Origin of the sequence: Streptomyces hokutonensis (genome assembly GCF_000376565.1) — a bacterium.
GTDB classification, from domain to species: domain Bacteria; phylum Actinomycetota; class Actinomycetes; order Streptomycetales; family Streptomycetaceae; genus Streptomyces; species Streptomyces hokutonensis.
On sequence record NZ_BARG01000062.1, the window covers coordinates 38381 to 57420 of the forward strand.

The following is a 19040-nucleotide window of genomic DNA, read 5'->3' on the forward strand; positions in this document are numbered from 1 at the left end:
CTCCTGAACGGATGTCTGATTCCAGGTTCGTGGCGTAGGGGTTCCCGCGGCAGGGGCCGCAGGTCCCCGGCAGGGGCCGTTCGGCCCAATGGCCAGCCGCACGGCGGGCCCCCTCCACGAGGGCCCGCCGTATCTGCTGCGGTCAGCGCAGCCAGGTGTGGTCGCGGACGATCGGGAGCTTCGCCCAGACCCTGCCCAGACCCCAGGTCGCTCCGGCGCCGGCCGCTGCGAGAGCGATGATCACGACGGCGTAGATCAGGTGGTAGTCCGCGAACGGGTTGGACGACATGCTCAGCGACCCGTCGGAGAGGTGCCTGGCCGGCGGCCACTCCGCGATCCACATCAGCGCCATCATCACCGTGCCCGCCACCGCAGCCAGCCGCAGCGCCACACCCGCGACCAGCGCGACACCGATACCCAACAGACCGAGCATGAACAGCCAGTTCGCCCAGCCCGCACCCGCCCAGTCATGGAACGTCGACTCCATCGGACCCGCCGCCACACTGCTCAGGAAACCCTTCGTCGGCGAACCACCGTCGATCCAGCCCTCACCGGAGGGGGTGGCGTAACCGAACCCGAAGGTCTTGTCGAGGAACGCCCACAGGAAGACGAACCCGGTCAGCAGACGCAGGGACGCGAAGACGTAGGCACGCGCCCTGGTGGTCTCCGTAGCGGCTGCCGTCACGGTGCCCTCGGACGCGGACCCGTTCCTGCGGAACGTCGGCAGGTGGAAGCCGGAGGTGCGGTGCGGGTGCTCGTGGACGGCCATGATCGTGGTCCTTTCGAGGTGTCGGGTCGTTCGTTGCACCACTCACTCTGGTGCGGCGGGACGTCCGTCACCTGATGCCGTTGGTCCGCCGGTGGCGGTCTGAACGGCCCCTTCCACAGGGCCTGTTGGGCCCCCCGCAGGACAGGCTCCGGTCAGCGCGCGGCCCACCGGGCCGGGGAGCGGAACCTCGACTTTGCGGGCTGCGCCCAGCAGTTGAAGGGCACACGCGTGAGCGCGGGTGAGGATCGCGCCGAGGCCTCCGACACTGGAGTGGCGTCCGCTGCCGCCGTTGCGGCGCCGGTGCTGTCTGGCTCAATGACGGCGACCTCCCTAACTCGCCTGCACCACACCGGCGTTCGCGCAGAGCATGCTGACGGTCAGCCGGGCCTTCGGGCTTCCGGGAGGCGTGGGCCGCGATCCCGGCCGTTCCCTTGCGGGGGGTCTGGTGTGCCGGTGCGGCATCGCCCTTCGGCTGTTCGTCGGGCGGCTCCGCGGAATCCGCGGCAACGAACTCGCGGCGACTCCGTGGGCCGTCAGCGCACCACGACGCGAGCAGGACTCGACGGCTTCGGCGCGCCGCCGACCGGGGCACGGGTGGTCGGCGCCCCAGGTCCAGCGGTGCGTTCCGGCCGGCTCCCCGGCCCGACGGGCTCGGCGTCGGCTTCGAGCGCGAAGCCCGTTCCTACGCCGAGGCCCCCTCGCGCGACTGCCCGGAGTTCCTCCGGCCGCGCCATACAGCCACCGGCACCTTGGCGAACAAGCCGGCGAAGGCGAGCGGGACCAGCGGGGAGAGCCCCCGGCCCAGCTTGTTCCAGGCGCCCTGGTCCACCGGTACCCAGGACCCCCATGGTTCCTTGGACACCTCCACGGGCACGCCGAAGCGGGGCTCGGAGGAGAAGCCGGTCGCCGTGATCCGCTGCGTCCCGCGGCCGGAGGCCTGCGCCGGATCCACGAACCCGCGGCAGACGAGGTCAGGACGACTGCCGCCCCGGGACGTCGTGGCCGGTGCGGTCGCGTCGCAGTACGTGACCCGCATGGCCAGCTGCTGCCCGACCAGCCCCAGGCGCCCGACGGCCGAGACGGCCAGGTAGACGGCGACACCGACGAGGGAAAGGGCGATCACACCGCAGACGACGGTCCCGAGGACCTGCTTCCGTCCCATGCGCACCGTCGTCTGCTTGATCACTGTCCGATCGTACGAACCCACCGCTCGGCCGCCGACAGCACCCCTATGTTGCGAGAAGCGACGGACCCGCAGGTCACCGAAAGGGATCGGCTACTGCGGGTCCGGCCTTCACGAACTGTGCGTCAGTGATGGACGGGCGTCCGCCCGGCCGGCCGGTGCGTGTGGACCACCCGCGCGGCCGAGGGCCGCTGCGAGGTCCGGCGGGCGCGCATCCGCAGCACCAGCGCGTCGAGTGCGGCGCCGGCCACGACGGTGAGCGCGGTCGCCATCACCAGCAGAACGGCGAACTGCCTCCAGAACTCCGGTGTCAAGGTCGTGCCCATGGTGTCCACCCCCTCTGTCTGTCGAGTTCTTCTCTCGTTTCCATCGAACCGCTGGAGGCGTCGTGACACAGGGTGCCACCAGGCTCGCACGGGGCGCCGGTCGGCCCGTTCCGCAGGCCAAGTGGCCCATGGCAGGGCGGGACCCACCGGCACACGCTGGAGGTGGTAGGTCCGTAAGACTCTCTGGAGGCACGCCATGAACGCTTCCCCCACCACGACCATGCCGCGGGCCCTGCCCGTGGAGCACCGCGAACGGCTGATGAAGCTCGCACGGGAGGTGTCGATCCCCCAGGGCACCCGGCTCTTCGAGGAGGGTGCCCGCGCCGACCGGTTCTGGATCATCCGCACCGGCACGATCGCCCTCGACATGCACGTGCCCGGCCGCCGGGCCGCCGTCATCGAATCGCTGGGACACAACGAACTCGTCGGCTGGTCCTGGCTGTTCGGCCCGCACGCCTGGCACCTGGGCGCCGAGGCCACGACACCGGTACGCGCCTGGGAGTTCGACGCCACGGCCGTACGCACCCTGTGCAAGGACGATCCCGCGTTCGGCATGACCGTCGCCCAGTGGGTGGGCGACATCGTGGCCCACCGGCTCCGCTCGGCCCGCACCCGGCTGCTGGACCTGTACGCCCCGTACGGCAGCGGCGGCATGCGGTGACCGCACCGATGGACCGCCAACAGGGAGGAGTGACCATGCATGGATCACCGCACATCGTGGGCGACGTGATGACCCGTACCGTCGCCACCGTCGTCCGCGGGGCCGCTTTCAAGGACATCGTCCGCACGATGCAGGAGCGGAAGGTCAGCGCCCTGCCGGTGCTCGACGCGGCGGACCGGGTGATCGGGATCGTCTCGGAGGCCGATCTGCTGCCGAAGGAGGAGTTCCGCGACAGCGACCCCGACCGGTACACGCAGTTGCGTCGGCTGTCGGACCTCGCGAAGGCCGGTTCGGTGACCGCGGGTGAGCTGATGACGTCTCCCGCGCTGACCGTGGGCGCGGGCGCGACCCTCGCGCAGGCCGCGCGGGCCATGGCCCGGGCCAAGGTCAAGCGGCTGCCCGTCGTCGACCACGCGGGCCGGCTGGAGGGTGTCGTCAGCCGGGCCGACCTGCTGAAGGTGTTCCTCCGGGACGACAAGGAGATCGCGGAGGAGGTGCGCCGCGAAGTGGTGGCGTACCTGTTCCCCGGTCCCGCGTCGACGGTCCGGGTCGAGGTGCGGGACGGGGTCGTACGGTTCGGCGGCCGGGTACGCGACACGTCCCTGGTTCCCGTGGCCGCGCGGCTTGTCCGAGCCGTCGAGGGGGTTGTCGATGTGGAGTTCGCACTCGACGAGCCCGACCGCTCCGCGGACTGAGAAGTACGGTCGCCCCGTAAGCCGTTGCCCCGCCGGCCACCGACCACCGACGAGGCAACGGCGTCTCAGCCGGTGCTGCGCCGCCAGCGCGCCCCGGTCAGCTCCCACTCCTGGCCCCACTGCTCGGTGGCCCGGCGCTCCACCCTCAGCCGGATCAGACGTCCACCGGCGAGCACGAACAGTCCGCCGGCCAGTCCTGCCCCCGTTCCGGCCAGCACCGCGCGAGCCGCCGCCACGGCCGGGCTCGCGGGCTCGTCCACCAGGTGGCCGCGACCGTCCGTCCACACCGGTACGGTGCCGCCGACGCGACCCCCGGCCTTCACATCCGCCGTGGTGGTGCGTACGGTGCCCTGCGCGTCGGTCCAGCGAACCGTCGCCCGCACCCGGTTGTAGCCGGCCGCGGCACTCGGCACGGTACCGAGCAATACGGCGGTCGCCGGCCGATGCTCCGCCGCGTTCCTCTCCTGCGCCGCCGCCACACTCTGGGCGCCGGCCACACCGGCGACAGTCCCGGCAGCCATCGCGAACGTCCAGGCGCTGAGGACGATCCACGCTTCCACCACGTCGCTGTGCCGACGCAGTTCGTTGCGCCGCCAGCGCCACCCCAGGACCTTCACTCGCTTGATCTTCCGCATCGGTCACACCCCCTCACGGGCATCATGAAGAAGACGAGAACAAGAGGACGCTCCCACTGGGTGATAGCCGCCCGGGAGGGGCCGCCCGGCCGTCGCACGGGGGCCGGTAAGGACACGCAGAAAGGGCCGGTTGGGCCGGTCGGCCCTAGTGCTTCCGGGCCGGGCGCGTGATGATCGTGTCCACGGACGGCCCGCAGTCCGTTCATCCTCCGGGGAACAAGGGGTCGAGATGACCGAGGCACGCACCTTCACCGCACAGGATCCGATCCGCGTGTTCCTGCTGGACGACCACGAGGTCGTACGACGTGGCCTGGCCGACCTGCTGGACGCCGAGGAGGACATCTCGGTGGTCGGCGACGCCGAGAACGTCGAGCACGCGCTCGTGCGGGCCCCCGCGGTGCGCCCGCACGTCGCCGTCCTGGACGTACGTCTCCCCGACGGCAACGGCATCACCGTCTGCCGCGAACTGCGCGACCAGATGCCGGAGTTGGCCGTCCTGATGCTGACCTCGTTCGACGACGAGGACGCCCTGCTCGACGCCATCATGGCCGGGGCCTCCGGCTATGTGCTCAAGCAGATCAAGGGCACCGACCTCGTCTCGGCGGTCCGGACGGTCGCCTCCGGGCAGTCGATGCTCGACCCCGCGACGACGGCCCGCCTGATGCGCTCGCTGCGCGCCGAACCCGCCCAAGCCCCGGAGATGGCACCGGAGTTGGCGAGTCTGTCCCCGCGTGAACGGGAGATCCTCGCACTGATCGGGGACGGCCTCACCAACCGCGAGATCGGCAAGAAGCTGTACCTCTCGGAGAAGACCGTCAAGAACCACATCTCCCGGCTGCTGGCCAAGCTGGGCGTCCAGCGCCGGGTGCAGGCCGCCGTGCTCGCCTCCCACCTGGAGCAGCCCGAGTCCGGCAACTGAGCCGCGCGCCGGGCCGTCCGGCGCGCTCCCAAGGCCGTACGGCCCCTCCTCCTGGCCCTCCTCGCAGGACCACGCTGGGCACACGAACAGCGAACAGCCCGGCCGCCGTCGGGCCGCGGGGCGGGGAGGAGACCACATGTCCAGCACGGTTCTCGACGTCCCGACTTTGGAGACACTGATCGCGGCGTCCGTCGCCGCACCCTCGATCCACAACACCCAGCCCTGGCGGTTCCGCCTCGACCCGGGCACCGTGACCCTGGAGATCCGGGCGGTCGCGGAACGCGGCCTGCGGCACACCGACCCGTCGGGGCGCGCCCTGCACGTCTCGGTCGGCTGCGCGCTGTTCAACCTGCGCGTGGCGGTCGCCCACCACGGCTGGGAGCCCGTGACCCGGCTGCTCCCCCGGCCTCACGAACCCGATCTGCTGGCCACCGTACGACTCGCCGGAACCGCGCGGTTCTCGGCGGCGCCGCGGTTGTACGACGCGGTGTGGCGCCGGCACAGCAGCCGCTTCCCGTTCGCCGACCGCCAAGTGCCGGCCACCGTGCTGGCCGAACTGGCCGAGGCGGCCCATGCGGAAGGTGCGACGCTCGACCTCCCCGGACCGGCGGAGACCGACCAGCTGTTGCGGCTGACCCGTGAGGCGGAGCAGCGCAACACCGCGGACTCGGACCGGGCTGCGGAGAGCCGCCGCTGGGTCCACCGTCCCGACAGCGACTCGCTCGGCATGCCGCCGGAGGCGGTCGGGCCACAGGACTTCCGGGAACGGATCCCGATGCGGGACTTCGGTGCTCACCGGCGTCCCATGACACTCGTCGCCCGCCCCTTCGAGAAACGTCCTTCCCTCGCCGTCCTGTCCACCCTCCACGACCGCCGGACGGACTGGCTGCGCGCCGGCGAGGCACTCGAACGCGTCCTGCTGGTCGCCACCGAACACGGCGTACGGGCCTCCCTGCTCCACCAGGCGCTGGAGTGGCCCGACCTGCGCGAGCAACTCACGGACAGCCGCCGGGCGCACCCCCAGATGGTGCTCCGCCTCGGCTACGGCCCACAGGGGCCCGCCTCACCACGCCGTACGGCGCGTCAGGTCCTGAGGGAAGACGCACGGCTTACCCCGCACGCCTGACGGCACGGCTGGTCAACCGGGCCCGGGTCCATGTCCGGCAGCGACACTGGCGAGCATGGCCCTCACCAGGCGCCCCGGGCCCCTGCGGTGGCGTCGTCGGTGATCTTGTGGACGGTGAACTCGTCGTCGGCGGCCAGGACATGACGCGTGAAGGGGGCCGACCTTCGGCCCGCGCTCCCACGGCTTCGGCTCGTCGGCACCAAGGTGGATCACTTTCAGAACCGAGAGGCCGGCAGACCGCCTGATGGCGTTCTACCGGCCTCTGGTTCGTACGGCCGTCCGCAAGCGTCAGCAGTGGACGAGGGCAACGGGGCAGTCCGCCTCGCGCAGCGCCGTCTGGCAGACCGGGTCCAGCGGCAGGCCCACGAACCCGAACCGGCCGCGCGCTCCGACCACGAGGAGCTGGCTGTCGGCACTGGCCTCGACGAGGGCTCGACGGGCTCGGCCGCGAGACCGGCGGCACCGCAGGGTGACGTCCGGGTACTTCTCGCACAGCCCTGCCAGAGCGTCTGCGAGCGCGAGGTCCTCCTCGTCCTCGGTCACTCCATGGGCGGACCCGCCGTAGGGACGTACGGCGGAGATGTTCCGCAGGTACACGGCCACGAGGTCCGCCCCGCGTGCCGAGGCCTCGGCGAAGGCGAATTCGGCGGCTCCACGCAGCGTCGCCGTGCCGTGCACCGCGAGCAGCACCGGACCGACCGGGTTCGGCCTGCCGCGTACGACCAGCAGCGGACCGGACACCCGTGCGGACAGACACGCGGCCGGCGATCCCCTGCGCGAGGTGCCGTACACCGGCGCGCTATCGGCTCCGACGACCGTCAGCGATGCGGTGTGCGACGCGCCCTCCATCACGTTCCCGGGCTCGCCGACGAGGACTTCGCGCGAGATCCGCACCTGCGGTGCGGCGCTGTGGGCCTGCCGCTCGGCCTCGGCCAGCACGCCCCTCGCCGACGCGTACCCACCGGTCCCGTCCCTCTCCCACGAGGGAATGCCGAACCGCCCGGCTCCAGCCGGCCAGCCGACCACCTGCGTCAACTCCAGGCCGACTCCGAGCCGTTCGGCCGCCTTCGCGGCAACTTCCACCACCGCCAGATTCGACCGCGAACCGTCCACTCCCACAACCACCGGGCCACTCATCACAGTCCACCCCTCTCCAGGCACCCTCCCTGTTGGAAGCGGCGCTTCACTGGACTCCAGACTCGTGCGGCCCCCGGCACGCCCACAGGGGCCGGACGGACCCCGTCGACCCACCGACCGGCCCCCGTGCCCGTACCTGTCGGACCCGGTGCCCCTCCGGACGACTCGGCGACCAACTCCACAACGCCGAAGGGCGGGGCGACGGACGGCCAGTGCCGTCAGTCGTCGCCCCGCCCTCGACCTCGTGTTCAGTGAGCCTGGAACCGTCCGCACGCGGGACGGCCGGGCAATCGCGGTATCCCTACCCCTCGGTCACCGGCACCCGCCACACCAGTCTGGTGCCGCCGTCCGGCGGAGTGGACCAGTCCATCTCTCCGCCCAACTGCTCAGCGCGCTCAGTCATGTTGGCAAGACCACTGCGACGCCCCTCGGGCGGAATGCCAACACCGTTGTCGGTCACGGTCAGGCGCACTTCACGGCCGTCCGTCTCCAGGGCGACGTCGGCCCGGCCGGCCCGCGCGTGCCGGGCGACGTTGGTCAGCGCCTCGGTCAGCACGGCGATCACCTGGTCGGCGATCTCCCGCGGCACATCGGTGTCGACCAACCCCTCCATCCGCACGCTGGGTGCGAAGCCGACCACGGGCGCGGCTTCACCGACCGCGCGCACGACGCGAGCCCGTAGCCCTTTCCCGGCGCCACCGTCACGTGCCCGCAGGCCGAAGATCGTCGACCTGATGATCTTGATGGTCTCGTCGAGATCGTCCACCGCGCGGTCCACACGCTCGGCGGCCCCGGCGTGGTCGATGAAGCGGCCCGCGCTCTGGAGGGTCATGCCGGTGGCGAACAACCGCTGAATGGCCAGGTCGTGCAGGTCCCGGGCGATACGGTCGCGGTCCTGGAGCACCGCGACCTCCTCGGCGTCCCGTCGGCGTTCGGCCAGCTCCATGGCGACGGCCGCCTGCGCGGCAAAGGCCTGAAGGGTCTCGGTCTCCGTCGCCGAGAAGGGCTGTCGTCCGGCCTCTCGCGCGAGCAGGACCACGCCGCGCACACCGGCCTCGCCCGAACCGATGGGCACGGCCACCGCGGGGCCGAGTCCCTCGAAGCGCCGTGGCTCCAAGGAGATACGACCGTCGTTGCTCGCGTCCACGCTGGTGACGGGGGCGGCACCGGAGAAGGCCAGCCCCATCAGGCTGCGGTCCATGGGCAGTATCAGCCCCTGATGGGCCTCGGCGTCCATGCCGACGGCGATCTCCACCGCAAGGGTCTCGGTGTCCTCCATCGGCAGGGCAACTGCCGCGAGGGCGGAGCCCGTGATCTCGCCGGCCCGCTCGGCGATCAGGCCGAGAACTTTGGCAGGAGCGTCGCCGGACAGCAGGGTGTGGGTGATCTCCGCGTTCGCCCGCAGCCAGCGTTCCCGCAGCCGGGACTCCTCGTACAGGCGGGCATTGTCGATCGCGACACCGGCCGCCACCGCCAGGGTGGACAGGACGGACTCGTCCTCGTCGTCGAACTGCGCTCCGGCGCGCTTCTCGGTGAGGTAGAGGTTGCCGAAGATCTGGTCGCGCACCCGGATCGGTACACCGAGGAAGGTGTTCATCGGCGGGTGGTTGGGCGGGAAGCCGTACGAGGCCGAGTGCTCGGAGATCTTCACGAGACGCAGCGGCTCGGGGTGGCGGATCAGCTCGCCGAGGATGCCATGACCCTCCGGGTACGGACCGATGCGGGCGATCTGCTCCTCGGTGACACCGACCGTGTGGAAGGCCGACAGGGCCTTTCCGTCCGGGGTGATCACGCCGAGCGCCGCGTACTCGGCGTCGACGAGAACCGCGGCGGCCTCGACGATGCTGTGGAGGGCCTGCTCCAGCTCCAGTTCCCGGCCGACGGAGAGCACCGCCTCCAGCAGGCTGTGCACCCGGTCGCGGGTACCGCGTGCCGCGTCCAGCCGCGCCTGGAGCTCCTCCAGCAGCTCGTCCAGCTTCAACTGCGGCAGCCGTACGCGGGCCTCCCGGGAATCCTCAGCGCTTGCCACCGGTGGTCCTCCAGATCGCCTAACCACACCACAGGTCAACCTATCTGGTCTTGTGCCACCGTATCGGTCGGAGGGCGGCGAGAACACGGGATCAGGCCTCTGTCGTGCCCTCGTACCGGGAACTCCGATCAGTTCTCATCCCTGTTGGGACCGCCCTGTCACCCGTCGCCCGGGCTGCCCCGCCAACGGGGTGTCCTACTGCGTGACGGCCCAGGTCAGCACAGAGCGGGTTCGACGTCGGCTTCGCTGTAGACCGTGGGCGTCTGCTGTGGATTCTCAGCCTCGTCCGTGGCGGGCCCGGAACCCACGCCGTAACCGCTGCCGTGGTGTCGCGACGGTTGTAGGGCGGCGCCGGAACGGCGGGCAGTCTCGTCTTCGGCGTCGACGGCGCCGGCAACCGCGGGCCGGGACGCAGAGCAACGGGCCGATCGGCCGACGACGAGAGGCCGATCGGCCCTATCGGATCCCGCGCCGGCGCCGTTCCATTGGCTGATCAAGCCCCTACACACCCTGTCCATCGGCTGCATCTGCCCGGTGGGCCGTCGGCCGGAGACCCCACGCAGTGAGTGACGAACCCGTACGGAGGCTGCCCACGACCACGGAAGAGGCCTTGCGTCTGCTGGGCAGCGTGTCGCTGGGGAGGATCGCCTTCACCCAGCACGCGCTGCCGACCATCCGTCCGGTCAACCACATCGTCGACGACGGGGTCATCGTCATCGGGACCCACGAGGGCGCAGCCATGACCTCGCGTACCCTCCAGGCCGACGGTTCGGGAGTCGTCGTCGCGTACGAAGCCGACGACATCGCCCCCGACACTCACCTCGGCTGGAGCGTGGTGGTCACGGGCTACGCCCACTTGGTGACCGACAGCGGTGAACTGGCCCGGTATCAAAGGCTGTTGCGGCCCTGGGTGCGGCAGACAATGGACTATGTGGTGCGCATTCACCCGGACCTGGTGACCGGGCTGCTGCTCGTCTCCGCCGACTGGCCCTGCTGAGGTTCGGCCCGAACTCACTCAACTGACTGGGGTACCGCCGCTGTTGTGCGGCGGTACCCCGGTCACGACGTGCTTTTGGCTGCTACTTCAGCCAGTTGCGGTCGCGGACGATCGGGAGCTTGGCCCAGACCTTGCCCAGACCCCAGGTGGCGCCGGCGCCGGCCGCCGCAAGGGCGATGATCACGACGGCGTAGATCAGGTGGTAGTCGGCGAACGGGTTCGACGACATGCTCAGCGATCCGTCGGAGAGGTGCCTGGCCGGCGGCCACTCGGCGATCCACATCAGCGCCATCATCGCCGTGCCCGCCACCGCGGCCAGCCGCAGCGCGACACCCGCGATGAGCGCGATACCGATGCCGAGAAGACCGAGCATGAACAGCCAGTTCGCCCAGTCCGCACCGGCCCAGTCGTGGAACGTCGACTCCATCGGACCGGCTGCCACGCTGCTCAGGAAACCCTTCGTCGGCGAACCACCGTCGATCCAGCCCTTGCCGGAGGGGGTGGCGTAACCGAAGCCGAAGGTCTTGTCGAGGAACGCCCACAGGAAGACGAACCCGGTCAGCAGACGCAGGGACGCGAAGGCGTAGGCACGCGCCGTGGTGGTCGCTGTTGCCGTGTCGGTAGTGGCCTGCGCCGTCCCGGTCCGGTGCAGGGACGGGAAGTGGAAGCGCGGGTGGGATTGGGGTTGGTTGTGGACTGCCATGATGCTCATCCCTTTCGAGGGAACGATGCGTTGGATCAGAGGACTCTCGTTACGCCCTCAATGTCTCGCGGCGGAGCGCGTCGGCGGAGGGGCTGCCAGGCCCGGAGCGAGGGGCCGAACGTCCCTGTCCGCCAGGTCAGTTGGCGGTGGGCACCACGATCACCGGGCTGTGGGAGCGGTGCAGCAGGGTGTGCGCCACGGGTCCCAGCCGGGGGCCGAACCGGTGGGTGCGGTGGTGCGCGCCGACGATCACGACGGCGCAGTCGCGCGTGGCCTCCAGCAGGGCGTGCGCCGGCCCGGTGCGGACCGTGCGGCTCTCGACCCGGACACCGGGGTGCCGCTCGCTCAGCCGGGACAGGGCGAAACGCGGAACGGAGTCCTCCGCCCTTCCCTGCTGGACGAGTTGCTCCTGGCCGGGGCTCGTCGCCGCGACCAGGGAGGGCAGTTCGGGGGTGACGTGCCGGTGGCTCCAGGAGTGCAGGACGTGCAGCGGGACGCCGCGCCGCTCGGCCTCCTGGAAGGCGTAGAACGCCGTGTCCTGGTCGTTGTCGCCCTCCAGGCCGAGCAGCACGGGCCTTCCGTCGTCGCACGGATGGTCGCCGCGGACGACGAGCAACGGGCTGCGCACCTGCGCGGCCAGCCGCAGGCTCACCGAGCCGAACAGCAGGCCGGCGATGCCGCCCATGCCCCGGGTCCCTACGACGGTGAGATCCGCGCCCTCGCTCTCCCGCACGAGCGTGCGCACCGGACCGCCGACGGCGTCCCTGGTCGACACCGTCAGCTCGGGGTGACGTGTTCCGACGCGCGTGAGGGCGGACGCCAGGACCGGCCCGGCTTCGTCGCTGTCGGGCACGGCGTACACCACGGTCAGTTCGACGCCGCGCCGCGCGGCCTCGTCCGCGGCCCGGTCCAGCGCCCGTACGGAGATCAGCGAACCGTCCACTCCGACGACCACATGATGGATGGTCATGTCCCGTTTCCCTTCTGACTGTTGCGTGCTCACGCTGTTCGACGGGAAGGGGCCGCCAAGGCGCGCAACGGCTCCGACGACGATGCTCGTCCTGTGCGGACGGGCCGGGTCAGGGGCCGCAGGAACCTGATGACATGCCGTACGGCCCCTTCTTGAGGGGCCGTACGGTCCAGGCATCTCCCGATGCGAGGGCAGGGGAACCGGCACTCCACAGTGCTACGCGGGCGGCGCCAGAATGGTTGGATCCGTTTCTACTTCGAGGGCTTCGGCGTCACCTAAAGCGTGCTGAGGACCAGGGTCCGGCAGCGCCCACTGGTCGGGATTGATCCGGTGTGCCAGCGCATGCCAGTCGGCGACCGTCTGCTTCGAGAGCGAGCGCAGGCCGCGGTGTCGTTCGAGCCGGGTCAACAGGTCCGCGCCGGAGGGAAGTCCGGCCTCGGTGAGAAGGCGAAGTGTGATCACCGCTTCCGTCAGGCGCAGTGCTCCCGCGAGCGCGCCGGGCTCTTCGTGGACACCGTCGGATGCTGCAAATCCGTGGCTGAGCACATTGCGGAGGCGTGCGGTGACGAAGGCCCAGGGGCGGACGGCGCCGGCGAAGAGCCAGGCACAGACGTCCGGGCCGAGGCCCTCGGCGAGAGCGAGCAGGCGTCGTTCCAGGGGCACTTCAGTGAACCTGACCGCGTCACGGACGGTCCGTCGCTCACGGGCCGTGAACTTGATCTCCGACTGTTCAAGTCCCTTGCGCACGCGCTCCGCGAAGGGGTACTCGGTCGGGTCGGCATGAAGGGCACGGTGCAGGGTCTCGGCGGCGTTCACGACGTCCAAGAACTGCAGTTGGAGAGATCCCGAACGAAGACGCGGCTCCACCGCGTCCAAGGGGACCGAGCAGCGGCGAGCCACTTCCGGCCAGGAGGCAAGGAATGACGGCATGTCCTCAACGGCAGGTGACAGCGGGAGGGGAGAAGGCACTGCCGAAGAGAGGACCTCGGGTTCCTCGCCCTCAGGAGGATCGACATCGAAGGGTCGTACGAGTCTCCCTTCGGGCGGCGAGGCCTCGGGACTGACACGCAAGTTGAAAACACTGACCGGTTCGTCGACGCCGATCGCCACCAGAGCTCGCAGCGGCCCCGTGATGTCCTTGTCAATGTCGTCCAAGGTGAACCCGGAAGGTCGGGTCGCCCGTACGACCACCCGCTCACGCGACGACTTCACACGCCGTCCGGAATGGCGCTCGTCCTGAACGCCGATGGCGATCGAGCCGTCGTCCAAGGGGGGCGACCACTTCTTCGGGAACGGCGTACGACCCGGAGCGCACGTGTGGATCGCGCAGGCCGCTCAAGGGCGACGAAGTTCTCGGCCCAGCCGCATGCTCGTGTGCCTTTGAGCTTGTGCCGGCGCCCCGGGTTGCGCAGGTCGAACGGGAGTGGTTGCCGCCCGCTGCCTTTCGGCCCGGGCACGGTGAACTGTCTGAGCAGGACCTGGGAGACAAGGTGCTGCCGCGGAATTTGTTGTGCCGTTCCCACACGTCGGGTTGCGCCAAGCGCCCGTCGCCGGTGCTAAGGGTTTACGGACAGGAAGCTCACAGCAGGGCACTCGGGGCGGATCGCTCGGGCCGTCGTCAGGTCGCCCCGGTGAGACCCACCCCGTACATCGAGCGCCCGCCCACGAGTTCACGTCCCGTCACCAGCTCGGGCTCGATCCGGACGAAGACCTCCTGGGACGAGGGAACCCAGGAGGTCGGGCCGTTTCGGAGCATGCGTTCGTGCTCCGCCGGGTCGGTCACGACGGTGGCCGACCCGGTGACGACGACGCTCCAGCCGGAGTGCGCGACGGCGTCGACCTCGTCGGCCTCGAAGGCGACGACCGAGCCGTCGATCGCGCGCACCAGCTCCGAGGCCGCGGAGGTACGCAGCAGCACCGCGCCGTCGTGGTCCAGACAGAAGTTCACGGGCAGTACGGCGGGCAGGGCCTGGCGGGTGTGCACGATGCGGCCGACGGGGGCCTGCCCCAGCCGGCGCAGGCACTCGTGTCGTTCCAGTTCGCGGAATCCGTCGTTGGAATACATCAGCCAGTCCGTCTCTCGCCCTGTGCGCGGGTTTGTGGGTCTGTAGGTGTCACTCCATGTTTCGCCGTGCAGGATCGGCGGGTGAAGGGCCATCAGTCCCGCTCTCTCCGGAGAACGTCCCTCGGCGCGTGGTGATCCGACGTCCGGTGAGACTCAGCGCGTCGATACGGATCCACTCCTCGCGCGGGCCGCCGGCCCACGGCTTGCTGGACGCGTGTTCCGTCAGCCGCCGCACGTCGTCGGCGTCGGTCACGGACCGCGCCCGGCCGAGCGCCAGCACGCTCCAGCCCTCGCCGAACGCGTCGTCGATGCGGTCGATCTCGAAGGTCACCTGGCAGCCCGCCGCCCGGGACGGCATCGCGCCGGAAGCGGTCCGGTACACGATCGCGCCGTCGACCACGCTGTAGTTGACGGGGACGATGACGGGTCCCGAGGCGGTGGGCACCGCGACCCTGCCCACCCCGTGGGTCGACAGCAGCTCACGGCACTCTTCGACGGTCAGCCCGGTGAACGTCGGGTCCGAGCCGGCCCGGCCCTGGCCAGGTGTGAGATCGCTGCCGCCCCCGGCGAGGTCGGTCACGGTGGTGTCCAGGGCCGCGGCGAGCCTGAGGAGAACGCTCCGGCCCGGAGCGGCACCGGGAAACTCCTCCAGGTACTGGAGGTAGCTCGCCGCCACCCCCGCGCGGTCGGCCGTCTCCTCCCGGGAGAGGCCAAGTGCCGTGCGCCGTACGGCGATCCGGCGTCCGAGATCGCCGGTGGGCGATCCCTCCGTCACGTTCAGCGGAAACGGGTCAGGCATGGCTCGTCACGTCCTCTTCTTCTCCTACTGCGCGAACGGCGACTTCCTCGTGCCCAGCCCCGCCGAGGACGACCTTGAGGGCGCCGGTGTCGGCGGCCTTGGCGAAGACGTCGTACGCCTCCTCCATGCGCTCCAGCGGGAAGGTGTGGGTGACCAGTTGCGAGGTGGGCAGCCGTCCGGCGGCGGCCATCCTCAGCAGGGTGGGGGTGGAGTGGGTGTCGACCAGGCCGGTGGTGATGGTGATGTTCTTGATCCACAGATCTTCGAGGTGCAGGGTCGCGGGCTTGCCGTGGACGCCGACGTTGGCGATGTGTCCGCCGGGCCGCACCATGCGCGTACACAGCTCGAAGGTCTCCGGCACGCCGACCGCCTCGATGACGACGTCCGCGCCCATCCCGTCGGTGAGATCGGCGACGAGCTGCTCGGGGGTCTCGCGGGCGTCCACGACGGCGTCGGCGCCGAACCGCTTCGCCGCGTCCAGCCGGGCGGCGGCCAGGTCCACGGCGACGACGCGCTCGGGCGAGAACAGCCGGGCCGTGGCGATGGCCGCCAGTCCAACCGGGCCGGCGCCGACGACGGCGACGGTGTCTCCGGGGCGCACCTGGCCGTTGAGCACGCCCACCTCGTACCCGGTGGGGAAGATGTCCGCCAGGAGCACGGCGTCCCTGGCGTCCAGGGTGCTGGGCAGCGGGTGGACGGAGAGGTCGGCGTGCGGGACGCGCACGTACTCGGCCTGGGTGCCGTCGATGAGATGGCCGAGGATCCAGCCTCCGCCGTCGCGGCACTGTCCGTACATGGCCTTACGGCAGTAGGCGCAGCGCCCGCAGGCGGTGATGCAGGAGACCAGGACCCGGTCCCCGGGCCGTACGGTCCGCACGTCGGAGCCCGCCTCCACGACCTCGCCGACCGCCTCGTGGCCGAGGATCGTGCCGGGGCGCACCTCGGGTACGTCGCCCTTGAGGATGTGCAGGTCGGTTCCGCAGATGGTGACGGCGTCGACGCGCACGATCACGTCGGTGGCGTCCTTGATGCCGGGATCCGGGACGTTGTCCCAGGAGGACTGTCCCGGACCGTGGAAGACGTAGCCCTTCATGACGTTCCTTCCCCACTCGGTCGACTGCCCCCCGCCTGTCCAGCGTGTCCGGGTCCGTCGCTCCCCGCTTGGGCCGGTCGGCCCTCATCGGCCGGACGAACGGGTCGTCCCGACCGAGTGGCCACCGCATGGGCCGAACGGCCCAGGTCGAACATGTGGACAGGTCCAGTCGGCCCTTCCTGGCGGGACCACCTGGCCGGTTGGCTCACACCATGACCGAGATCCACACCCCCGCCACCGCTCTGCGTTCCTCGGAACGTGTGATCGCCGGGACGACCGTCATGGAACTGCACGGCGAGATCGACCTCCTCACGGGGCAGCCGCTGTCGGCTCGTCTGGACGCGCTGACGGCCCCCTCCCCCGATCTCGTCCTGGACCTGCGCGCCCTGTCGTTCATCGACTGCGCCGGTCTCGGCGTCCTGTGCCGGGCGCAGAACCGGATCGCGGCCCGGGGCGGACGGCTCCGGCTCGTCACCGGCAGGACGGGTTTCCTGCGGATCCTGCGCCACGCCCAGCTCGCCGATGTCTTCGAGATCCACGCGCGGCTGTCGACCGCTCTGGCCGCCGGTCCGGACTCCGGCGGCGCCTCCGCCACAGCGGGCTGAACGGCCCGTCCGGGCCCCGGGTCGAGGTACCGAGCGGGTACCCGGCAGTCCCTCTTCGGCCCATGCCCGCCCGCGTTCCGGACCGGCACCTTCGTATTGGTGACCACGACGAGGAGGTGCGGACCCATGGGCAGGAACAGACGTCTGAAGAAGCGGCTGTGGCGGTTGCGGAGCAATCCGTTGCGCCGCCACGACGACATCGTCGAGGCCTGGATCGTCCTGGTGATGTGGACGGTGGTCCTGGTGGGCGGCGCGCTCTGTGGCCTGGTGACGTTCCACGCCGCCGACGAGGTGTTCTCCGCGCAGCGCACCGAGCGGCACTCGATACAAGCGGTGCTCCTCACGGACACCCCGTCCCCGAGCTCGACGGTCGGCGGAGCCCGAGACCTGATCAAGGCGGAGGTCCGCTGGACGACCGCCGACGGCACCCGCCGTACGGGCAGCACGCTGGTGGAGACCGGGAAGAAGGCCGGATCCGAGGTCGTGATCTGGGTGAACGCCGCAGGCAGTCTCACCTACGAACCCCCGAGCCGGACCGACGCGACTCTCGAATCCGCCGTCCTGGGCCTGATCGCCACGACCGCCTTCGCCGGTCTGGCGTTCGGTGCCGGAGCCGCCGCCCGGTACCGGCTGGATCAGCGCCGTATCGACTCCTGGGACACGGAGTGGAAACTGGTGGGGCCGAGCTGGGGCCGCAAGACAGGCTGACGTTCGGCCGATGACGATGTGCAGGTGTCGGACACTCCGGGACTCGGCTCCCTGCCCGCAGTCGCGGGTCAAGGGCTGGTTTCACAGTATCCGTTGCGGTTGCCGGGTCCCCCGTGGGGGATGAATGTGGCCACAGAGGCTGGATCAGCACCTGGGAGGCACCGTGACCACCGACTCAGAGCCCCGGGTGTCGGGGCTGGAGATACGTTCCATCGACTACGTCCCCCTGAACGAGCGCCACGGCAAGCTGTGGCACCTCGGCCCCCTGTGGTTCATGTCGAACGCGCAGATCGCCACGCTGGCGGTCGGCCTGATCAGCATCACCGAGGGCGGCAACCTCATCTGGTCGCTCATCGCGATCGTCGCCGGCACCCTGCTCGGCACCTTCTTCATGGCCTTCCACTCGGCCCAGGGCCCGCAGCTCGGACTGCCGCAGATGATCCAGTCGCGGCCCCAATTCGGTTATGTGGGCGCCCTGTTGGTGTGGCTGTTCGCCTATGTGCAGTACGCGGGCTTCAACGTCTTCAACACGATCCTGGCCGGTGAGGCGCTGCACACCACGGTGCACGGCAACACCAAGATGTGGGTGGCCGTGGTCACCGTCATCGGCTTCGTGATCGCGCTGGTGGGCTACGACGTCATCCACAAGGCGGAGCAGTTCCTGACGTACACCTTCCTGGTCGTCTTCGGGATCTTCACCGTGGGTGTGCTCGCGACCCTGCACTACCCGGCGGGCTCCTTCGACCTCGGCGGCTTCTCCTGGACGCCGTTCCTGGCCCAGTTCGGCGTGGTCGCCGGCTATCAGATCAGCTGGGCGATCTACGTGTCGGACTACTCGCGCTATCTCCCGCCGGACGTGACCGTCCGCAAGACCTTCTACTGGACCTACTTCGGTTCGGCGCTCGGCGGGGTCTGGCTGATGACACTGGGCGCGCTGCTCGCGGCCTGGGCGGGCAAGGACTTCGACACGATCCGCTCGATCAACGCGGCGGGCGACAAGGTGTTCAGCGGCTTCGGCGCGATCGTGCTCCTCTTCGCCACGCTCGGCCTGATCTCCGTCACCGCGCTGAACATGTACGGCGGTTCGCTGACCCTGATCAGCGCGATCGACTCGCTCAAGAAGGTCCAACCGACCGTGGCCGTCCGGGCGTTGACGATCGGCCTGACCGCCGCGCTCTCGCTGGTCGGCGCCTTCGCCGCGACCTCCGACTTCCTCACCAACTTCAACAACTTCCTGCTGCTGGTGCTCTATCTGTTCATCCCGTGGACCGCGGTCAACCTGATGGACTACTACGTGGTGCGCCGCGGTCACTACGCCATCGCGGAGATCTTCAACCCGCGCGGCATCTACGGCCGTTGGGGCTGGCACGGGATCATCTCCTACCTGGTGGGCTTCGGCGTGATGGTGCCGTTCTTCTCCGTCGGCACCCTCTACGTCGGCCCGATCGCCCACGCCATGGACGGCGCCGACCTCTCCCTGTTCGTCGGCCTGCCGGTCGCCGGTCTGCTGTATTGGTGGCTCAGCCGCTCGATCGACGTGGAGGCCGAGATCAGGGTGGCGGAGGCGGAGGCCGAGGAGCTGGAGAAGGCGGCGCACGAGCACCGCGAGCCCTGACCCCG

21 protein-coding genes are annotated in these 19040 nt (G+C 70.3%); 8 read left to right on the forward strand and 13 right to left on the reverse strand.

All coding sequences use genetic code 11. The features are described from left to right. Positions 1–142: 142 nt before the first annotated feature. The 3 genes from SSP08S_RS36470 to SSP08S_RS36480 form a co-directional block, all read right to left on the reverse strand. The gene (locus tag SSP08S_RS36470; RefSeq protein ID WP_019072588.1) at positions 143–769 is read right to left on the reverse strand and encodes a DoxX family membrane protein; all 627 of its coding nucleotides are present in this window, start codon (positions 767–769) and stop codon (positions 143–145) included. Between the two features lie 682 nt (positions 770–1451). Beyond that, positions 1452–1955 (reverse strand): hypothetical protein, encoded by a 504-nt coding sequence (locus SSP08S_RS36475; protein WP_019072589.1) that lies wholly within the window; start codon positions 1953–1955, stop codon positions 1452–1454. Positions 1956–2077: 122 nt separating this feature from the next. Then, positions 2078–2278 carry a hypothetical protein gene (locus SSP08S_RS36480; RefSeq protein WP_043259932.1) on the reverse strand — a complete coding sequence of 67 codons (201 nt, stop codon included), beginning with the start codon at positions 2276–2278 and terminating at the stop codon, positions 2078–2080. Positions 2279–2474: 196 nt separating this feature from the next. On the opposite strand from SSP08S_RS36480, the gene SSP08S_RS36485 reads away from it, so the two are divergent. Beyond that, positions 2475–2939 carry a Crp/Fnr family transcriptional regulator gene (locus SSP08S_RS36485; protein WP_019072591.1) on the forward strand — a complete coding sequence of 155 codons (465 nt, stop codon included), beginning with the start codon at positions 2475–2477 and terminating at the stop codon, positions 2937–2939. A 35-nt stretch (positions 2940–2974) separates the two neighbouring features. Further along, a complete protein-coding gene (locus SSP08S_RS36490; RefSeq protein WP_019072592.1) occupies positions 2975–3634 on the forward strand; it encodes a CBS domain-containing protein in 660 nt (219 codons plus the stop codon). A 65-nt stretch (positions 3635–3699) separates the two neighbouring features. Here the strand turns inward: SSP08S_RS36490 and SSP08S_RS36495 are convergent, their stop codons facing one another. After that, on the reverse strand, positions 3700–4269 hold the full coding sequence (locus SSP08S_RS36495; protein ID WP_019072593.1) for an Rv1733c family protein: 570 nt from the start codon (positions 4267–4269) through the stop codon (positions 3700–3702). Between the two features lie 229 nt (positions 4270–4498). Here SSP08S_RS36495 and SSP08S_RS36500 point away from each other — a divergent pair, with 229 nt between their 5' ends. Then, positions 4499–5188, forward strand: coding sequence for a response regulator (locus SSP08S_RS36500; RefSeq protein WP_019072594.1), 690 nt, complete (start codon positions 4499–4501; stop codon positions 5186–5188). A 136-nt stretch (positions 5189–5324) separates the two neighbouring features. Next, positions 5325–6314 carry an Acg family FMN-binding oxidoreductase gene (locus SSP08S_RS36505; RefSeq protein ID WP_019072595.1) on the forward strand — a complete coding sequence of 330 codons (990 nt, stop codon included), beginning with the start codon at positions 5325–5327 and terminating at the stop codon, positions 6312–6314. 62 nt (positions 6315–6376) lie between these two features. Here the strand turns inward: SSP08S_RS36505 and SSP08S_RS62025 are convergent, their stop codons facing one another. The 3 genes from SSP08S_RS62025 to SSP08S_RS36515 all read right to left on the reverse strand — a co-directional run bounded on the left by SSP08S_RS62025 (position 6377) and on the right by SSP08S_RS36515 (position 9480). After that, on the reverse strand, positions 6377–6514 hold the full coding sequence (locus SSP08S_RS62025; RefSeq protein WP_158697262.1) for a hypothetical protein: 138 nt from the start codon (positions 6512–6514) through the stop codon (positions 6377–6379). A gap of 88 nt (positions 6515–6602) precedes the next feature. Beyond that, positions 6603–7451 carry a universal stress protein gene (locus SSP08S_RS36510; RefSeq protein ID WP_043259926.1) on the reverse strand — a complete coding sequence of 283 codons (849 nt, stop codon included), beginning with the start codon at positions 7449–7451 and terminating at the stop codon, positions 6603–6605. A gap of 301 nt (positions 7452–7752) precedes the next feature. Continuing rightward, positions 7753–9480, reverse strand: a complete 1728-nt coding sequence (locus SSP08S_RS36515) for a GAF domain-containing sensor histidine kinase (RefSeq protein WP_019072597.1) — start codon at positions 9478–9480, stop codon at positions 7753–7755. 562 nt (positions 9481–10042) lie between these two features. Between SSP08S_RS36515 and SSP08S_RS36520 the strand changes: the two genes are divergently transcribed. Continuing rightward, positions 10043–10477 (forward strand): pyridoxamine 5'-phosphate oxidase family protein, encoded by a 435-nt coding sequence (locus tag SSP08S_RS36520; RefSeq protein ID WP_019072598.1) that lies wholly within the window; start codon positions 10043–10045, stop codon positions 10475–10477. A gap of 82 nt (positions 10478–10559) precedes the next feature. Here SSP08S_RS36520 and SSP08S_RS36525 read toward each other — a convergent pair whose 3' ends face one another. The 6 genes from SSP08S_RS36525 to SSP08S_RS36550 all read right to left on the reverse strand — a co-directional run bounded on the left by SSP08S_RS36525 (position 10560) and on the right by SSP08S_RS36550 (position 16107). Next, a complete protein-coding gene (locus SSP08S_RS36525) occupies positions 10560–11180 on the reverse strand; it encodes a DoxX family membrane protein (protein WP_019072599.1) in 621 nt (206 codons plus the stop codon). 136 nt (positions 11181–11316) lie between these two features. Then, complete coding sequence (locus SSP08S_RS36530) at positions 11317–12150, reverse strand: universal stress protein (protein WP_019072600.1); 834 nt, start codon at positions 12148–12150, stop codon at positions 11317–11319. Positions 12151–12366: 216 nt separating this feature from the next. After that, a complete protein-coding gene (locus SSP08S_RS62030) occupies positions 12367–13419 on the reverse strand; it encodes a HEPN domain-containing protein (protein WP_158697263.1) in 1053 nt (350 codons plus the stop codon). 349 nt (positions 13420–13768) lie between these two features. Next, positions 13769–14215 (reverse strand): pyridoxamine 5'-phosphate oxidase family protein, encoded by a 447-nt coding sequence (locus tag SSP08S_RS36540; protein ID WP_019072602.1) that lies wholly within the window; start codon positions 14213–14215, stop codon positions 13769–13771. 49 nt (positions 14216–14264) lie between these two features. Further along, complete coding sequence (locus tag SSP08S_RS36545; protein WP_019072603.1) at positions 14265–15014, reverse strand: helix-turn-helix domain-containing protein; 750 nt, start codon at positions 15012–15014, stop codon at positions 14265–14267. Next, positions 15007–16107: a zinc-dependent alcohol dehydrogenase family protein gene (locus tag SSP08S_RS36550; protein WP_019072604.1), complete on the reverse strand. Its 1101-nt coding sequence runs from the start codon at positions 16105–16107 to the stop codon at positions 15007–15009. Before SSP08S_RS36550 ends, SSP08S_RS36545 begins: the two co-directional genes overlap by 8 nt. A 212-nt stretch (positions 16108–16319) precedes the next feature. Between SSP08S_RS36550 and SSP08S_RS56580 the strand changes: the two genes are divergently transcribed. The 3 genes from SSP08S_RS56580 to SSP08S_RS36565 all read left to right on the forward strand — a co-directional run bounded on the left by SSP08S_RS56580 (position 16320) and on the right by SSP08S_RS36565 (position 19035). Next, positions 16320–16712, forward strand: coding sequence for an STAS domain-containing protein (locus SSP08S_RS56580; protein ID WP_019072605.1), 393 nt, complete (start codon positions 16320–16322; stop codon positions 16710–16712). A gap of 126 nt (positions 16713–16838) precedes the next feature. After that, the gene (locus tag SSP08S_RS36560; RefSeq protein ID WP_019072606.1) at positions 16839–17420 is read left to right on the forward strand and encodes an Rv1733c family protein; all 582 of its coding nucleotides are present in this window, start codon (positions 16839–16841) and stop codon (positions 17418–17420) included. 163 nt (positions 17421–17583) lie between these two features. Next, the gene (locus SSP08S_RS36565; RefSeq protein ID WP_019072607.1) at positions 17584–19035 is read left to right on the forward strand and encodes a purine-cytosine permease family protein; all 1452 of its coding nucleotides are present in this window, start codon (positions 17584–17586) and stop codon (positions 19033–19035) included. Positions 19036–19040 lie beyond the last annotated feature (5 nt).

Coding starts and splice junctions, on each gene's coding strand:
- SSP08S_RS36470 (WP_019072588.1), bottom strand. CDS start 769: ATGGCCGTCCACGAGCACCCGCACCGCACCTCCGGCTTCCACCTGCCG.
- SSP08S_RS36480 (WP_043259932.1), bottom strand. CDS start 2,278: ATGGGCACGACCTTGACACCGGAGTTCTGGAGGCAGTTCGCCGTTCTG.
- SSP08S_RS36485 (WP_019072591.1), top strand. CDS start 2,475: ATGAACGCTTCCCCCACCACGACCATGCCGCGGGCCCTGCCCGTGGAG.
- SSP08S_RS36490 (WP_019072592.1), top strand. CDS start 2,975: ATGCATGGATCACCGCACATCGTGGGCGACGTGATGACCCGTACCGTC.
- SSP08S_RS36495 (WP_019072593.1), bottom strand. CDS start 4,269: ATGCGGAAGATCAAGCGAGTGAAGGTCCTGGGGTGGCGCTGGCGGCGC.
- SSP08S_RS36500 (WP_019072594.1), top strand. CDS start 4,499: ATGACCGAGGCACGCACCTTCACCGCACAGGATCCGATCCGCGTGTTC.
- SSP08S_RS36505 (WP_019072595.1), top strand. CDS start 5,325: ATGTCCAGCACGGTTCTCGACGTCCCGACTTTGGAGACACTGATCGCG.
- SSP08S_RS36510 (WP_043259926.1), bottom strand. CDS start 7,451: ATGAGTGGCCCGGTGGTTGTGGGAGTGGACGGTTCGCGGTCGAATCTG.
- SSP08S_RS36525 (WP_019072599.1), bottom strand. CDS start 11,180: ATGGCAGTCCACAACCAACCCCAATCCCACCCGCGCTTCCACTTCCCG.
- SSP08S_RS36530 (WP_019072600.1), bottom strand. CDS start 12,150: ATGACCATCCATCATGTGGTCGTCGGAGTGGACGGTTCGCTGATCTCC.
- SSP08S_RS36540 (WP_019072602.1), bottom strand. CDS start 14,215: ATGTATTCCAACGACGGATTCCGCGAACTGGAACGACACGAGTGCCTG.
- SSP08S_RS36545 (WP_019072603.1), bottom strand. CDS start 15,014: ATGCCTGACCCGTTTCCGCTGAACGTGACGGAGGGATCGCCCACCGGC.
- SSP08S_RS36550 (WP_019072604.1), bottom strand. CDS start 16,107: ATGAAGGGCTACGTCTTCCACGGTCCGGGACAGTCCTCCTGGGACAAC.
- SSP08S_RS56580 (WP_019072605.1), top strand. CDS start 16,320: ATGACCGAGATCCACACCCCCGCCACCGCTCTGCGTTCCTCGGAACGT.
- SSP08S_RS36560 (WP_019072606.1), top strand. CDS start 16,839: ATGGGCAGGAACAGACGTCTGAAGAAGCGGCTGTGGCGGTTGCGGAGC.